Annotated in this window: 14 protein-coding genes; 12 read left to right on the top strand and 2 right to left on the bottom strand. The window is 34.3% G+C overall.

From position 1 onward, the window contains the following. The first annotated feature begins 14 nt into the window (after positions 1 to 14). From MHI00_RS14935 to MHI00_RS14895, 9 genes are all read left to right on the top strand, one after another. Positions 15 to 1,847 (top strand): DAK2 domain-containing protein, encoded by a 1,833-nt coding sequence (locus MHI00_RS14935; protein WP_135027111.1) that lies wholly within the window; start codon positions 15 to 17, stop codon positions 1,845 to 1,847. Beyond that, positions 1,844 to 2,623, top strand: a complete 780-nt coding sequence (locus tag MHI00_RS14930; RefSeq protein WP_056999757.1) for a DUF1295 domain-containing protein — start codon at positions 1,844 to 1,846, stop codon at positions 2,621 to 2,623. Before MHI00_RS14935 ends, MHI00_RS14930 begins: the two co-directional genes overlap by 4 nt. Before the next feature lie 299 nt (positions 2,624 to 2,922). Beyond that, positions 2,923 to 3,585 carry an MIP family channel protein gene (locus MHI00_RS14925; protein ID WP_201733916.1) on the top strand — a complete coding sequence of 221 codons (663 nt, stop codon included), beginning with the start codon at positions 2,923 to 2,925 and terminating at the stop codon, positions 3,583 to 3,585. A 300-nt stretch (positions 3,586 to 3,885) separates the two neighbouring features. Continuing rightward, complete coding sequence (locus MHI00_RS14920; RefSeq protein ID WP_317913991.1) at positions 3,886 to 5,079, top strand: C40 family peptidase; 1,194 nt, start codon at positions 3,886 to 3,888, stop codon at positions 5,077 to 5,079. Positions 5,080 to 5,659: 580 nt separating this feature from the next. Then, the gene (locus tag MHI00_RS14915; protein ID WP_010054735.1) at positions 5,660 to 6,550 is read left to right on the top strand and encodes a helix-turn-helix domain-containing protein; all 891 of its coding nucleotides are present in this window, start codon (positions 5,660 to 5,662) and stop codon (positions 6,548 to 6,550) included. Positions 6,551 to 6,892: 342 nt separating this feature from the next. Beyond that, positions 6,893 to 7,750, top strand: coding sequence for an SAM hydrolase/SAM-dependent halogenase family protein (locus tag MHI00_RS14910; RefSeq protein WP_010054737.1), 858 nt, complete (start codon positions 6,893 to 6,895; stop codon positions 7,748 to 7,750). 29 nt (positions 7,751 to 7,779) lie between these two features. Next, a complete protein-coding gene (locus tag MHI00_RS14905; protein WP_015075398.1) occupies positions 7,780 to 8,328 on the top strand; it encodes an ECF-type riboflavin transporter substrate-binding protein in 549 nt (182 codons plus the stop codon). A 116-nt stretch (positions 8,329 to 8,444) separates the two neighbouring features. After that, complete coding sequence (locus tag MHI00_RS14900; protein ID WP_341114614.1) at positions 8,445 to 10,154, top strand: ABC transporter ATP-binding protein; 1,710 nt, start codon at positions 8,445 to 8,447, stop codon at positions 10,152 to 10,154. After that, the gene (locus tag MHI00_RS14895; protein WP_015075400.1) at positions 10,151 to 10,981 is read left to right on the top strand and encodes an energy-coupling factor transporter transmembrane component T family protein; all 831 of its coding nucleotides are present in this window, start codon (positions 10,151 to 10,153) and stop codon (positions 10,979 to 10,981) included. The genes MHI00_RS14900 and MHI00_RS14895 overlap by 4 nt, the downstream gene beginning before the upstream one ends. 47 nt (positions 10,982 to 11,028) lie before the next feature. Here the strand turns inward: MHI00_RS14895 and MHI00_RS14890 are convergent, their stop codons facing one another. Then, a complete protein-coding gene (locus MHI00_RS14890; RefSeq protein ID WP_010054742.1) occupies positions 11,029 to 11,496 on the bottom strand; it encodes a DUF2798 domain-containing protein in 468 nt (155 codons plus the stop codon). 416 nt (positions 11,497 to 11,912) lie between these two features. Further along, positions 11,913 to 12,611: a DsbA family oxidoreductase gene (locus MHI00_RS14885; RefSeq protein ID WP_341114609.1), complete on the bottom strand. Its 699-nt coding sequence runs from the start codon at positions 12,609 to 12,611 to the stop codon at positions 11,913 to 11,915. 201 nt (positions 12,612 to 12,812) lie between these two features. Between MHI00_RS14885 and MHI00_RS14880 the strand changes: the two genes are divergently transcribed. From MHI00_RS14880 to MHI00_RS14870, 3 genes are all read left to right on the top strand, one after another. Beyond that, positions 12,813 to 14,948 (top strand): cation:proton antiporter domain-containing protein, encoded by a 2,136-nt coding sequence (locus MHI00_RS14880; RefSeq protein WP_087115179.1) that lies wholly within the window; start codon positions 12,813 to 12,815, stop codon positions 14,946 to 14,948. 219 nt (positions 14,949 to 15,167) lie between these two features. After that, on the top strand, positions 15,168 to 15,710 hold the full coding sequence (locus MHI00_RS14875) for a helix-turn-helix domain-containing protein (protein ID WP_010053910.1): 543 nt from the start codon (positions 15,168 to 15,170) through the stop codon (positions 15,708 to 15,710). 18 nt (positions 15,711 to 15,728) lie between these two features. Beyond that, on the top strand, positions 15,729 to 16,823 hold the full coding sequence (locus MHI00_RS14870) for an ABC transporter ATP-binding protein (RefSeq protein WP_010053911.1): 1,095 nt from the start codon (positions 15,729 to 15,731) through the stop codon (positions 16,821 to 16,823). Positions 16,824 to 16,825 lie beyond the last annotated feature (2 nt).

Here is a 16,825-nt window from a genome sequence, read left to right as displayed (position 1 = left end):
GATAGGGAGACAAGATGATGAGAGAAAGAGGCGGAGATCTAACTAGTGATCATTTAGTAGTGGCCTTTCAAGCGGGCGCCCAGCGAGTTATTCAGCAAAAAAATCATTTAAATGGGATTAATGTTTTTCCTGTTGAAGATGGTGATACAGGTAGTAACTTAGCCTCCTTAATGAGTTCACTGTTAGAAGAGGCGTTACGACAAATGCAGACAACTCAAGAAGTTTTTACGAATATGGCAGATGCAGCCTTAATTGGAGCTCGGGGGAATTCAGGTATTATTTTTGCTCAGTATTTAAATGGATTAGCATCTCGTTTAACAGATTCAACAGAGAAATTTTCTACCAGTGCATTTGCAACCAGTGCAAAATTTGCCGTTGAAGATGCCTATCAAGCTATTGAGAAACCTGTTGAAGGAACGATGATAACGGTTATTCGTGAATGGGCTGAAACCTTGTTCATGCACAAAGAAACTGAAAGAGATATTGAACCGTTACTAGAAAAAGGTCTGGAAGCAGCAAAAAAAGCTTTAAGTGAGACACCTAAGCAATTAAAAATATTAAAAAAGAAATCAGTTGTAGATGCTGGAGCTAAAGGCTTTGTTCTTTTTATAGAAGGATTTACAGAAGCCATTTGTGATTCAAACTTTCAATTGGAAAATAAAGAAGAGGGCACAGAATATGTGACATTAATGCAAAGAGATGGCACCCAACATGAAAGTGATGAAGAACCGATTTTTCGCTACTGTACAGAAGTTTTATTAGCGAAGACCACAGCAACATCAACTGCGATTAAAGAGCAACTTGCAGGTTTAGGTGATTCTTTGATTGTGGCAAATAGTCCGTCAAGAACACGGATTCACATTCATACAAATCAACCGGAAGAAGTCGTACATCGTTTGAGACAAGTGGGTGAAATTCAACAACAAAAAGCGGATGATATGTTGATGCAGTACCAATTGAAAAAGGGACCAAAACATGCTATCGCGTTGGTTACTGATTCGATTGCTGATTTGCCACAAGAATTTATTTTTAACAATCAAATTCAAGTTTTGCCCATGAATTTATTAATTGATTCAGTTAGTTATTTAGATAAAGTAACATTGCAGCCTAGCTATTTTTATAAATTAAATCGATTAGCTAAAGAAAATCCGACGTCAGCACAACCTAATAGCAAAACAGTCGAAAATTTATTCTCATTTTTAGGGAGCCATTATCAAGAAATTATCGTCGTTACTGTCGCTGGTAAATTAAGCGGAACCTATCAGATGATTAAGGAAGTTGCTAAAAAATTTCAAACAAAGAATTTGAAAATTGCAGTGATTGATTCGAAGCAAAACTCAGCTGCAGAAGGATTAGTTGTCATGAATGCAGCAGAATGGATTGCTGAAGGGTTACCGTTCAATCAAGTCGTTGAGAATGTTGAACTAGCAACTCAAACAACAGAAATCCTTGTCAGTGTCAACGAACTAGATGCAATGGTACGCTCTGGACGTTTACCTGGAATTGCAGGCAAAATAGCTAAGTTCATTAATTTAAAACCAATTGTTGGACTAGATCAAGCAGGTGGTGGCAAAATAAATGGCGTCGCTTTTAGTAGAGCTGGCAACGAAAAAAAAATAATGAATAAGATTAAAAAAAGAAAAAAAGCGGGAGAAATTTTACGGTATGCCGTGATTCACGCGAATGATCTAGAACGAGCTACAAAACTTAGTCAAGAATTCACTAAAGAAATTGGTTTTCCACCCACGTATCTGATGGAAATATCGACAGTGGTGGCGATGAGTGCTGGTGAGGGGTGTGTAGCGATTGCTTTATCTTGGACTGAAGGAAGAGGGGAAAAAGGATGAATACGACTTATCTAATTGTAGCAGGTTTGCTACTGTGTTACTTTACACTATTATTTATTATTGCTCAAGTCATTGAAAATAACTCAATTGTTGATTTAGCGTGGGGGCCGGGTTTTATTATTGTTGCAGTCTCAAGTTATTGGTTGATGTCAGAAAAAAGTTTGGCTGCTACTTGGGTAACGATTTTAGTTACTATTTGGGGAACTCGCTTATTTATTCATTTAGCTAAGCGAAATATTGGCAAGCCAGAAGATTATCGCTATGTAAATATGCGCAAGCGCTGGGGCACAAAATTGCCACGTTTAAAAGCTTTTTTAAATGTTTTTGTCTTACAAGGTGTCTTACTGTATATTGTTTCATTGCCAATTTTAATGATTAATACTTCAGATGTAATGAATTTTTATTGGTGGAATTATATTGGAATAGCAGTTTGGCTAATCGGCTTTTTCTTTGAAGTTATCGGTGATTGGCAATTAACGGCTTTTAAAAAAGATAAATCCAATCATGGAAAACTGTTAACAACGGGTCTGTGGTCTTTAACAAGGCATCCTAATTATTTTGGTGAAGCGACAAGTTGGTGGGGGATTTATTTGATTACGTTGACATCACTCTCTGCACTAGCCGGAATCGTTGGTCCCTTAGTTATTACTTTGTTACTTTTGTTTGTTTCAGGTGTCCCATTGTTAGAAAAAAAATATAAAGATCGTCCAGATTTTATTCACTATGCTGAAAAAACAGCTAAATTTTTCCCATTATTAGGGAAAAAAGGTTTGTAATAAAAATATGACAAAATGATTTCATTTTGTCATATTTTTATTTAATTTGCTTGGAAATTTTCACAATCTTTTGATGGTTGAAATTTAAATAACAGAACTTCTTTCATAACAAGCGGACGTGTTTTTTTATTGCGATGGTTATTTATTTTTACATTAAGATGGGGAATAATAAGGAGGATATAATCATTAAAATGAAGGGCGAATAGTATGTTTTTATTAACGATTATGATAAACTAACCTTCTACTAATTTATAGTAGAAAATCTTTATAATAATTTAGTATAGGAGGAATGAAGTTTGTTGAAAAAAGGAATTGCAGAATTTATCGGAACCTTTGTATTAGTTTTATTTGGTACTGGTGCAGCTGTTTTAGGTGGCGGTATTGAAGGAATTGGTACATTAGGGATTGCCATGGCATTTGGTTTATCAATTGTGGCGATGGCTTATAGTATTGGTACAATATCAGGTTGTCATGTGAACCCAGCTGTATCAATCGCGATGTATGTCAATAAACGTTTATCAATCAGTGAGCTAGCTTACTATATTGTTGGACAAGTATTAGGAGCAGTAGTAGCAACAGGTGTATTAAAAATTATTTTATCAACTTCAGATATGGCCGTTACAAACTTAGGTCAAAATAGTTTTGGAGCATTGGGTGCAGGTGGTGCCTTTTTAGTAGAAGCAATTTTAACATTTATATTTATTTTAGTCATTATTGTCGTAACTGGCAAACATGGTTCACCTGAATTTGCAGGTTTAGTTATTGGCTTAACATTGGTATTAATCCATTTATTAGGTATTCCTTTAACTGGAACATCTGTTAATCCAGCTAGAAGTTTTTCACCAGCAATTTTTGCTGGCGGAGAAGCATTAAGTCAGCTTTGGGTCTTTATTGTAGCTCCAATTGTTGGTGGAATTTTAGCAGCTATTACAAGTAAATTATTACTAGATAGCGAAGCTTAATAAGGAGTCTAAAATCCATTTATGGGTTTTAGGCTTTTTCTATATAAATAACAAAAAAATAAGCTTTTTAAATAAAATTTCAACTGTTGTTACATGTTGTTTAGCTGTAGAAAGTTAGTGAAATAAAAAAATAGGACTAAAGTCTGATGTATTCAATATTACAGTTGTGAGTCATCTGTTTAAAATTGGTAGTTTTAGCTTAAATGGTTATGATACAATGTTGTCAGTGCAAAAAATGAAATTGATTATTAAACTTAAATTTGACATATAAACTATTAAACAACTACGGAGGAATTTAGAGTGAAAAAACGTATACTTACTTTAGTACTTGCAGGAACATTATCAATGACCGCTTTAGCAACGCCGCTTACAGCATTGGCAGATGACTATTCAGATAAAATTAACTCACAAAATGAAAAAATTAAAGAGATTGAAACACAAGAAAAAGATGTTACAACTAAATTGGAAGGCGTAACAAAAGAAATTGTTGTAGCAGAAGAAAAAGCTCGTGTTTTAGTTGAACAAAGCCAAGCGACTCACGCTGAAATGGAAAAATTAACTAAAGAAGTAGATAGCTTAAATGCTAAAATTGAAAAAAGAACAGCTCAATTAGAAAAACAAGCTCGTGCAGTTCAAGTAAGTGCAAGTAGTGAAGGCTACGTTGATTTCATTTTATCAGCTGATTCATTATCAGACGTTGTTGGGCGTGTCGATGTAGTTGCTCAAATGGTTTCAGCTAACCGTGAATTAGTAAAAGCACAAGCAGAAGACAAAGCAACAGTTGAAAGTAACAAGAAAAAAACAGAAACAAAATTAACTGAGCAACATGAAGTTGCTGGAGAATTAGAGAAATTAAAAGGTGAACTTGAAGGCAAGAAACTTGAACAAGAATCAGTTGTGGCAACATTAGCAGCATCAAAAGCATCTGCTGAAGGTGAACGTGATGGATTTATTGCTCAAAAAGAAGAAGCAGATCGTAAAGCCGCTGATTTAAAAGCAGCAGAAGAAGCAGCTAAAAAAGCTCCTGTTTTACAAACTTCAACAGAAGATAAAAAAGCACCAGTAACAACAACAAATCAAGAGAGTAATCCTCCAGCTCCTATCGGTGGTGGAACAAGTGGAACTGTAACAGCAGCAGAAGGTCAAGCAATTGTTGCAGAAGCAGCAAACTATTTAGGCACACCATATGTATGGGGCGGAAAATCACCAGGTGGTTTTGATTGTTCAGGTTTTACTGGTTATGTTTATAGCCGTGTCTTAGGTAAGTCAATCGGTGGCTATACTGTTCCTCAAGAATCAGCAGGTGTTGAAGTGTCAATGGGTGCTTTACAAGCGGGAGACTTATTATTCTGGGGTGCTCGTGGAAATACCTATCATGTAGCTATTTATGTTGGCGGAGGAACTTATATCCATGCTCCAACAGAAGGCGACGTTGTTAAATATCAAAGTATGGGTGGATACGCTCCATCATTTGCAGTTCGTGTTGTAAAATAAACGAATGAACTAAGAAGCAGCTTGCAAGGTTATCTTGCAAGCTGCTTTTTTCTAAATTGAAATTTAGTAGTTAATGATAAATAAGTCCATAATAGAATGATATAAATTCAATACATATTTAGTTTAAAATTTAATAAAATTTTTTGAATTAAACAACTGTAGATTTATAAAAGTAAATTCTATTTTGGGTATTAAATTGAGTTTCACTCGAATGGGGAAATTGAATAAAAAGGTAGAATTTCAAGAAAAAAGCAAAAAAGATTTAATTAGGGTGTTTTTTGAAAAAAAGATAAAAAAAGTAAAAAATAGGAAAAAAAGCATATTTTTATTTTATAAATCATTTATTAGTGGCTCTAAAATGTAATGTATATATAGTAAAAGCCTTTGTTGAAAGGTTGGTAAGCGTTTTCCTGCTAGTGGTGAAAAAAATACATCTGTATGCCTTCAAATTAATACGATTATATATGAGATAGATATAAATTAAATTGCTAATTTTTACGAAAAAAAAGAAATATCACTATCTTAATAAAGAAAAATGCGTTACAATAGGTGAATAGGAATAGGGAAAGGAAGTCGACATATGAAAAAATTAGGGGAAAAAATCAAGAATATTAGACGCTCTAAAGGTCTGACACAAAATGAATTAGCTGAGGGAATTTGTACTCAAGCGACAGTCAGTAATTTAGAAAACGGTGCAAGTTTACCATCAGTTACAACATTATTAGCAATTGCTGATCGTTTGAAAATCAATTTTAGTGAGATTTCAGATTATATGCCAACAAATGATAATAGTTTTATTGAAATATTCAATCAAGTTAAAGCTTTATGTAACAAAGGCGAATATAAAAAAGCTCAAACATTATTGAAAAAATCAATCAAACTTGATAAATTAGAACGCGATTATGAAATTAAAGAATATTACTATTATTTAGGTTTAACTAGTTTAGTTGGAGAGGGTAACTATTCTGATGCTCATTATAACTTCAATTTAGCTTTATTCTCAGAAACTGGTAAAAAATTAGATATCATTGATGTTTTAACAACAAATGGAATTGCGGTTGCTTATTTCTTAAATGATGAATTAGATAAAGCACACGTTTATTTCACAAAATCAATTGCACAATTAGAAGAACTTAGAAGTGCTGGAGATCATCTTTTAGATAGTATGGAAGTGATTAAAATTTACTTTAATACGGCTAAATATTATTCAGCAACTGAGAACTATAAAAAAGCAATTGAGTTTTGTACAATTGGTATCAAACTACAACAAAAAGAAGATAAAATGCATGGTTTAGAAAACTTGCTTTACGAAAAAGCGCATAATTTATTTAAACTTGAAAATGTTAAAGAAGCTGAAGATTATTACTTCCACGCTTTGTCTGTTTCAATGCTAAATAAAAATGATGAATTAACTGAAACTTTGAAAAAAGAGTTAGCTAAAAACAAAATTAATTCATATAGCTACAAATAATAAGGAATAAGAAGACAAGCTGAAATCAATATCAGAGGCTCTGATAATTGATTTTAGCTTGTTTTTTTGTTAAAAAGGGTTAAGGGACTGATTCAAATCAGAAGTTATACTCACCCATATGAACGTTTTAAAACTAAAAAACAATAAAGTTCGCTTTTTTATTCAAAAATGGTGTTTTATCTGGATAATTTAATTGACTATTGAAGAAAAGAAAACTAAAATGAGAATTAGTTAAGAAAATAATGAATACAAGAAAAAGTGTTCCATTCATTTAAGAGGAATAGCTAGTTCTAAGCAATTATTTGTTTGATAGGTTTTATAGACAATTTATAGGAGGATGTTATGGGAAAATATTTAGTATTACAGACGGATTTTGGTTTAGGGGACGGTGCAGTGAGTGCTATGTATGGTGTGGCTCACATGGTTAGTGATGAAGTTGTTGTTGAAGATTTGACACATGATATTCCGCCGTATGATATTTGGGTTGCGTCATATCGTTTATTGCAAACAGTCAAGTATTGGCCTAAAGGAACAGTTTTTGTCTCAGTTGTGGATCCAGGAGTAGGCAGTGATCGTAGAAGTATTGTTTGTGAAACTGAATCAGGGCATTATATTTTAACGCCTGATAATGGCTCGCTAACACATATTAGACATTATCAAGGGATTCGTGAAGTTAGAGCGATTGATGAGGTTGTAAGCCGCTTACCACATTCTGAAGAAAGTCATACATTCCATGGTCGTGATATTTATGCTTATAATGGTGCTCGTTTAGCGAGTGGGGAAATTAATTTTTCTGAGTTGGGAGATGTCGTTTCACAAGATAGTTTAACCTATTTAGATTTAATTGATGCAAAAGAGGAAAATGGTATTTTAACAGGGAGTATTGATGTATTAGATATTCGCTTTGGTTCATTATGGAGCAACATTCCATTGGCTTTATTTAAACAAGCTGGAATTGTGCATGGTGACAGTATTCAAGTGACGATTTTCCACCAAGGAAAAAAAGTCTATCAAAATATCATGATGTTTGCCAAATCATTTGCAGATGTTAATATTGGCGAGCCTTTAGTTTATGTGAATTCTCTGGTCAATGTTGGGGTGGCTGTAAATCAGGACTCATTTTCGCGTTTGTATCATATAGGTACTGGGACGGCGTGGACGATTCAGCTACGCAAAGCACCAAAGGTTATTTTTGAGTAAAATGTCTAGAATATAAAAGGAGGAATTTTATGAAGAAGGATTTTTCAGTTAAAACAATTGTCGCTATCGGGATTGGTTCAGCAGTTTTTGTTATTTTAGGACGGTTTGCAGTTATTCCAATCGGGATTCCAAATACAAATTTAGAAACTGCTTACCCATTTTTAGCTTTAATGGGTGTCTTATACGGTCCTTTTGCCGGAGCATTAATTGGCTTGATTGGGCACACACTTAAAGATTTAACCACTTATGGACCATGGTGGAGTTGGATTATTTGTTCTGGAATTATTGGCGCAGTTTATGGTTTTATTGGGAGTAAAATTAATTTATCTGCAGGTGAATTTGGAAAGAAAGCTATTATTCGTTTTAATCTTTATCAAGTCTTAGGTAATGTGATTGTTTGGGGGCTGATTGCTCCTACCTTGGATGTTCTAATTTATAGTGAGCCAGCTTCTAAAGTCTATACACAGGGTGTTGGAGCTGTTATAACGAATAGTTTATCAGTCGGAATACTTGGTACTTTATTAATGGTGGCCTATGCAGCAACACGAACGAAAAAAGGAAGTTTGAAAAAAGACTAGTTTAAATGATAGAATAGAGGAACGGCACTTAGGTATTTTGTCCTAGGTGCCGTGTATGTATCAGAGGAATAACACAATACATACTAGTAAGCAGACTAAATGAAAGGGGCTTGTTCATGAAAAAGCCGCTAATTATATTTGATAATTTTTCATTTCAATACCACAGTCAAGCAGAACCGACTTTATATGATTTGAATTTGACTATTTATGAAGGTGAAAAAATTCTTATTTTAGGTCCAAGTGGGTCTGGTAAATCAACTTTTGCTCAATGTATTAATGGACTGATTCCTCACTCGTATGAAGGCGAAATTACAGGATCTGTTATAGTTAATGGGAAAAATTTACAAGAGACTAGCTTATTTGAGCTATCTTTCGATGTCGGAACAGTTTTACAAGATCCAGATGGTCAATTTATTGGATTAACTGTGGCAGAGGATATTGCTTTTTCATTGGAAAATGATTGCGTCCCGCAAAATGAGATGATTCCTGCAGTTGAAAAATGGGCTAAGGTTGTTGATATTGCCCATCAATTAAGTCAACGTCCACAAGATTTATCTGGTGGTCAAAAACAACGTGTCTCAATGGCGGGTGTTTTAATTGATGAAGTGCCGATTCTGTTATTTGATGAGCCGTTAGCTAATTTAGATCCAGCTGCAGGTAAACAAACAATCGAATTGATTGATCAGATTCATCAACAATCTGAAACGACAGTTTTGATTATTGAACATCGTTTAGAGGATGTTTTACATCGTGAAGTCGACCGTATCTTAGTTTTTGATGAAGGAAGAATTATTTCAGATAGTACGCCTGATGAGTTATTAAAAACAGAAATTTTAAGTGAAACAGGGATTCGTGAACCACTTTATCTAACTGCGATGAAATATGCTGGAGTAGATTTAGAAGAATTAGCTGATTTAGCAGATATTCATAAGGTTGCTGGCCCGCAATTGAAAGAAGCAATGGAGCAGTGGTTAGCTGCCATACCAGAATTCAATACCGTGACTCATAATGAAGAGTTTTTTAAGGTTGAAAATTTAGTCTATCGCTATAATAAAGATCGTCCATTAGTGCTAAACCAAGTTTCAGCTCGTTTTCATAAAGGTGAAATGTTGAGTATTGTAGGGAAAAATGGGGCAGGTAAATCAACGTTGTCTAAAGCAATCTGTGGTTTTATTCAGCCACAATCAGGCACGATGGAGTGGCAAGGAATGGATTTTAGTACACTGTCTATTAAAGAACGGGCAGACAAAATCGGCTATGTCATGCAAAATCCAAATCAAATGATTTCGAAAACACTCTTATTTGATGAAGTTGCTTTAGGTTTGGTTTTAAGAGGTGTTGAAGAAGCTGAAATTAAACAGCGTGTTGAGCATGTTTTAAAAATTTGTGGGTTATACACATTTCGAAACTGGCCAATTTCTGCATTGAGTTTTGGACAGAAAAAACGTGTGACAATCGCATCTATTTTAGTTTTAAATCCTGCTATGATTATTCTAGATGAACCGACAGCAGGACAAGATTTCAAACATTATACTGAAATGATGAGTTTCTTAGAGGAGTTAAATCGTGGCGGTGTGACAGTAGCAATGATTACGCATGATATGCACTTGATGCTAGAATACACAAATCGGGCGTTGGTGATTGCCGATGGTGAAATTTTAGCAGATACCGAGTCTGTTAAAGTCTTAACCAATCAAGAATTAATTAAAGAAGCTTCACTAAAAGAAACATCATTATTTACATTTGCCAAAGCGCTAGGAATGCAAGATCCATTTGCTTTTACCCGGAAATTTATCGCCTATGATCGAGAGGTGCGTTTACGATGAGCCAACAACAACTTTTAGGCTATATACCGAATACAACACCGATTCACCGACTAAATGGAGCCTCGAAATTGATTTGCTTAATTTTACTGTCAGTTGCCTGCATGACGACGTACGATACTCGTTTTTTACTTTTTATGTGTGCTTTTTCAGTCTTATTATTCGCTCTGTCAAAAATTCGTTGGCGTCAAATTTCCTTTGTCGTTAAATTCATTTTAATTTTTTCATTGTTAAATATCCTTGCTGTTTATATATTTGCGCCAGAGTATGGTGTTGAATTATATGGCTCAAGAACAGTTTTGTGGGAGGGGATTGGTCGTTATACAATTACTAGTGAACAGTTATTTTATGAATTTAATCTTATTTTGAAATATATTTGTACAATTCCACTTGCCTTAGTCTTTTTATTAACCACAAATCCTAGTGAATTTGCTTCTAGTCTAAATCGAATTGGCGTAAGCTACAAGATTAGTTATTCGGTGGCCTTAGCGCTACGCTACATTCCCGACATCCAAGAAGACTTTTTCAATATTTCTCAAGCTCAACAAGCAAGAGGGTATGAGATGTCAAAAAAAGGTAAGCTATTTTCACGTTTAAAGGGTACGGCCAGAATTGTCTTGCCATTAATATTTTCTAGTTTAGAGCGGATTGAAGTCATTAGTACTGCTATGGAACTTAGACGTTTTGGGAAAAGTAAAAAACGCACATGGTATGCTGAAAAGCCTTATCACACGAGTGACTATTTTGCAGTAGCTATTGCTTTAATCTTAACGATAATCAGCTTTACATTGATCTATTTAAATGGAAGTCGTTTTTACAATCCCTTTTAAAGGAAAAAGACTCTAAATTTGCATATCTTGCGAATTTAGAGTCTTTTTTATGCAGTTTTTAATTGCTGATTTTGATACATACCTAAAATTTTTCTGGCTAAAGGACCAACAATTAACCATTGTAAGGGCAAGGCCATTACTATATTATTGCGTACCACTACTAAATAATTCATAAAAATATTACCTGAAAAATTGCCTTCAGTCACTAAACCAAAAATTGACATAAATAGGACCATTCCACAAACCATACAACCAGAAATCGCCAAAATTATTTGCCAAGGTTTTTCTTTATTAATCGGTAATTTAAAAGCTAATTTTTTAGCTACAGGTGAAACAATAGCTACATCGATAATTAGAGCTACGATAAAACCAGGAAAAAAACCAAAAGCAACGAGCTTTATTAATTCTGTGCTAATCCCTTCTACCAACGCAATGTTGTAAATTGTCATACCTAAGACCATCATACTACACATGACTACTGTAAAAAATATTCCTTCTTTTTTGTTTGTGGGCATCTATATACCGCTCCATTCCTTTTTAGTTTTGTACACAAGCCATCGTAACATAACAAAAAAAATTTCGTAAGTAAAATTTTCGGAAATTAATCCCACTTGTTTTATAGATGCTTTCGATGAAAAATTATCATAGGATTGAGTTAGTATTTTTTTAGGTTGAATTACATAAATTCTACAAGGTGACAAGTCTGCTAAAAAATAGTAGGCTTTGTTAGGGTAGATAATATCAAATAGGTTAATTTTCTGTAAGTACAAATTAAAAAAAGAGTACTTATTATCTAAGCATTCTTATTTTATTAAGTTTAGTACTAATAAATTCCATGGCAGAAGAAAATAAATGATTATAGCTACTATTAAAATAATAAAAAAGAATCAACGGCTTATTCCTTTTTATCTTTTGGTACAAAGGAAATTATCTAGTCACAATTCCATTTTCCATCTTCGAGATTACAAGATTCACCACCAATATCTTGCAGAACGACTTTAGTGTTTTCTTTCTCTTGAATAATTTTCAAATAATCTTTAATTTTAGCCAACGGTTGTGCTCCACTTATTTCATATTTTCCATTGACGATTAACGTTGGAATGCTTTTAATGGAGTAGTTATTTGCTAAATTGAAGTCTTCTTCGACTTGTTTTTTAGTAGAAGTAGCCTGAAATGCTTCTTCCCACGTATTTAAATTTAGTCCAAGGTTGACGACTTCTTGCTTGATAATATCTGGTGATTCAATATTTTTATTCTCAACAAAAAATGCTTTTTGTAAAGCATCAAAAAGATCCCAACCAGCATTGCTTCCTTCAATAATTTCAGCAGCTTTGACTGCAATTAGTCCATTCATTGAAGTGGGAAACAGAAAAGTTTCTTTTTTCATTCCTTCAATATTAAAACGATGCAAATCATCATTTTGATTGGCATGCTTCCAATGACTCATGATTTCTGCTTTAGCTTGTTCTCTTGAACCAAACATCGCAATAAAATCAGTTGGCGTTTTGACTAAAGCGAAGGAACGATGGACAATTTCAAGCTCAGGCATATCTGCTTTCAATTGTCTTATTCTGTAAGACATTGGGAAACAAAAACTACATATTACGTCATGGAAAAATTCGATTTTCATTGAGTCCTCACCTGTTTCTAAGTTATTTCCTTCATTATACTTATTTTTAGTAAGTAAGTAAAGCAAATTTAATTTGTTACGGCCTCTAAGTAGAAATTATAATTCTGGCCTCCTTATTTAAAGATAACATTCAGCATAAAAAGAGAATAAAAAAATTTTTTAGTGATTTTTATGCTATAATTTAATGTAGGTTTTAAATAAATGTATAAAAAGGAAGTGAATACGCTTTTGCCAATTTTAGAAGGTGCGATAATTTTATTCGTCATGGTTGTTCTATCGAACATCATTAGTCATTATATTGTCTCCATCCCCACGGCTTTAATTCAAATCGGGTTAGGCTTAATTGTTGCGTTAGTCTTCGGCACACAGATTGAATTAGAGACTAGCTGGTTTATGTTACTTTTTGTGGCTCCCTTACTTTATAATGATGGGCGTCACTATCCAAAACGGGATTTATGGAATTTACGAATTCCGATTTTTGGTAATTCAATCTTATTAGTTTTCTTAACCACTGTCATTGGTGGTTATATCATGTATTTTGTGACAGATGGAAAAATGCCATTGCCAGCAGCTTTAGCCTTAGCTGCAATCTTATCTCCAACCGATCCAGTTGCTGTAAATGGGATTGCGGAGCGAGTAAAGCTTCCAACAGGCGTTTTACGTTTAGTTCGAGGCGAAAGTTTAGTCAATGATGCAAGTGGACTAATTGCATTTAAATATGCAATAGCCGCAACTGTAACGGGAGTATTTTCATTAAAAACAGCGACCATTGATTTCTTTTATATGGCAATTGTCGGAGTGTTATTAGGTATTGTTTTACAGCTAGTTTTACTGGCTATCAAAGAATGGTTAAGTGCTCAAGGAATTAAAGATGTGGTCTTGCATACGTTAATCCAAATATTAACACCGTTTATTATCTACATTATTGTTGAGGAACTTTTTCATGCCTCTGGAGTTATCGCGGTTGTAGCCGCAGGTGTTGTAGCGAATAATAAGAAAACAGTCACTGAAAATCGAATGGCTGAAGTTCGAATCGTTACAGAACGAACATGGGATGTCATTATTTATCTATTAAATGGAATGATGTTTTTAATCTTAGGAATTGAATTGCCATTTGCTATGCGAACAGCTTTAGAAAATCCTTTAATGTCTAACTACTTATTATTTGGTTATGTTATCTTATTATGGTTAGTTATTTTAGTATCGCGGATACTATGGACCTATAGCTACATGTGGTTTGGTTTCTCATTTGGTAAAAATAAATCCGGTGTAAAACCTGATTTCAAAATTGCTTTGATGTCTGGTTTAACGGGAGTTCGTGGAGCTGTAACGATGGCGGGGATTCTATCCGTTCCGTATCTCTTAGAATCTGGCGCAGCCTTTCCGCAGCGTTCAGTCATGTTATTTGTGGCATCAGGTGTTATTGTAGCAACCTTGATTGCCGCTACAATTGCATTGCCAATTTTAACAGATTCCAAAAAACGTTTTGAAACATCTGGCGATGAATTGATTGATTTTCCGGAAAATTCTGTTTTAGAAGATCCAAAAGAAGAAGAGCTGAAAGAAGCCCAAGCACGAATTCGGATTATGCAAATTGCCATTCGGACTATTGAGCAAGAAAGCCGACCAGAAAATCGGATGGCCTCTTACGACTTGATCCATGAATACAATCATATGATTCGTCGTTTGCAAATGGAGTATAATAGCAAAGAAAGCATTGCTCAATTTTTAAAAGAAGAGATTGCAATTCGTTTAGTTGCATTGGATGCTGAAGTTGTCAGAGTGAAAGAAATGCGAGATAACGGGGAAGTTGAACGAGAGATTGCTGAGCAATATCTAAAAGCTTTAGCGCGTCGTCGAAATGCGTTAACTAGTGATTGGTCCTCTAAATTCAAACGTTTATGGATTCTAGCACGTCGTTTTTACCGTCGTAATTTAGGATTGTTTTTCACTCTAGGTACAAGAGAAGCTTACCAAGAAGAATACCGCAAACGTTTGGCTTTGGAAAAAGAAGCAGCAAAGAGTGCTATTCGCAGTGTATCTGCCTTTATGAAGAAAGATCGAAAAAAAGGCTCACGAACAGATAAGGCTGTTGCGTATCATTTAATTGTTGAATACCGTAATAAGATTGAACGAATTAAACGTTATGGCGAAGATTATGCTGAAGAGTATGATCAACAGTTACAAGAATTGCGCTTAAAGGCTTTAAATGCTGAGCGAACAGATATTCAAAAAATGTTTGAAAATGGAGATATCAGTCGTGATTTAGCGACACAGTTACGTCGTTTTGTAAATTACACTGAAAGTTCCGTCATGGATATTGGTGAAGAAGAATAAGTAAAAAAAGCTGAACTTGTTGAAAAATAAGTTCAGCTTTTTTTGTTTCTATGTTATTAAATGAGATAGAAACTTTTAAAAAAATAACAGTTTTTGATTGTTTTTTTAGAAAAAAACTGTATAATTAAAAAAGGTTTGAGTAAACTTAATACTTAGTATAAGTAAACAATAGTTGTTTCAAGTTTACCCACAGTAAACTCAAGAAAAGGCGGTGACAAAGTGGAAATTGGCAATCGAATTAAAAATTTGCGCATTCAAAAGAATTTAACGCAAGAAGAGTTGGGAGAACGCACCGATTTGAGTAAAGGATACATATCTCAATTAGAACGTGACTTAAGTTCCCCTTCGTTAGAGACTTTTTTTGATTTACTTGAAGTCTTAGGTTGTAGTCCAAAAGATTTTTTTGACGAAGGACAAGAAGAACAACGTGTTGTTTATACAGAAAATGAAATGACCAATTTTGAAGATGAAGAAAAAGGTTATAAAATTCAATGGTTGGTGCCAGAATCAAATGAAAATGAAATGGAACCAATCCAATTAACATTTAAAGAAAAAGGTGAATTCAAAGAATTTCCCCCTTCCTTAGCCGAAACTTTTGCGTATGTAACAGAAGGTGCTGTTTGTATCGAAATTGGGTTGAAACGTTATTTTGCAAAAAAAGGTGAATCAATCTATTTTCATGCGACCGATCACCATCAAATAAAAAATGAATTTAATGGAATAAGTAATTTGCTAGTAGTCGTGACGAATTCATATTTGTAGAATTGGAGTGGAAAATAAATGACAAAGAACACAATTATAACCTTTGAAAATATCATTAAACAATACGATGATGACGAACCAGTCTTAAAAAGTATTGATTTTGAAATTGAACGTGGCAAATTTTATACCTTGTTAGGGCCATCGGGTTGTGGTAAAACCACGATCTTACGTTTAATTGCTGGTTTTACGGAAGCGACATCTGGGACAATTATGTTAGATGGTCAGCGAGTTAATGATATCCCTGCCAATAAACGCAAAGTAAACACAGTGTTTCAAGATTACGCGCTCTTTCCCCATATGAATGTTTTCGACAATATTGCTTTTGGGTTAACTATCAAAAAAATGAATAAAAAAGTGATTGAAGAAAAAGTCAAAGATGTCCTTAAAATGGTGCAATTGCCTGGCTTTGAAGAAAGAGATATTAGTGAAATGTCTGGTGGTCAACGACAACGTGTTGCAATTGCTAGAGCACTTGTTAACGAGCCAGAAGTGCTTTTATTAGATGAACCTTTATCGGCACTAGATTTAAAATTACGGACAGAAATGCAGTATGAATTGCGTGAGTTACAACGTCGTTTAGGTATTACTTTTGTCTTTGTGACTCATGATCAAGAAGAAGCTTTGGCTATGAGCGATGAAATTTTTGTTATGAATAAAGGCGAAATCGTGCAAAGTGGATCGCCTGTTGATATTTACGATGAGCCAATAGACCGCTTTGTAGCAAACTTCATTGGAGAGAGTAACATTGTAGAAGGCCAAATGGTTGCTGATTATGAAGTCCGCTTTGTGAATCATACCTTTGAATGTGTTGATGCAGGCATGCGTCAAAATGAAAAAGTTGAAATTGTGATTCGTCCAGAAGATCTAACCATCACAACAGTAGAAAAAGGTAAATTAAGTGCAACTGTGGCGACGCAATTATTCCGTGGTGTCCATTATGAAATTGTTTGTAAGGACATGGACGAGAACATCTGGGTAATCCACTCCACTAAAAAAGCTACTGTTGGTGCAGAAGTTGGTATTTTCTTTGAAGCAGAAGACATTCATGTTATGCGTTTTGGTGAAACAGAAGAAGAATTTGATGCACGCTTAGACAGTTATGATGAGGATTAAGG

It is taken from the genome of Carnobacterium sp. FSL E2-0243 (genome assembly GCF_038003605.1).
In the GTDB taxonomy this organism is placed as follows: domain Bacteria; phylum Bacillota; class Bacilli; order Lactobacillales; family Carnobacteriaceae; genus Carnobacterium; species Carnobacterium maltaromaticum.
Note: the sequence above shows the minus strand (reverse complement) of the source record. Positions and strands in the feature narration are given on the sequence as shown.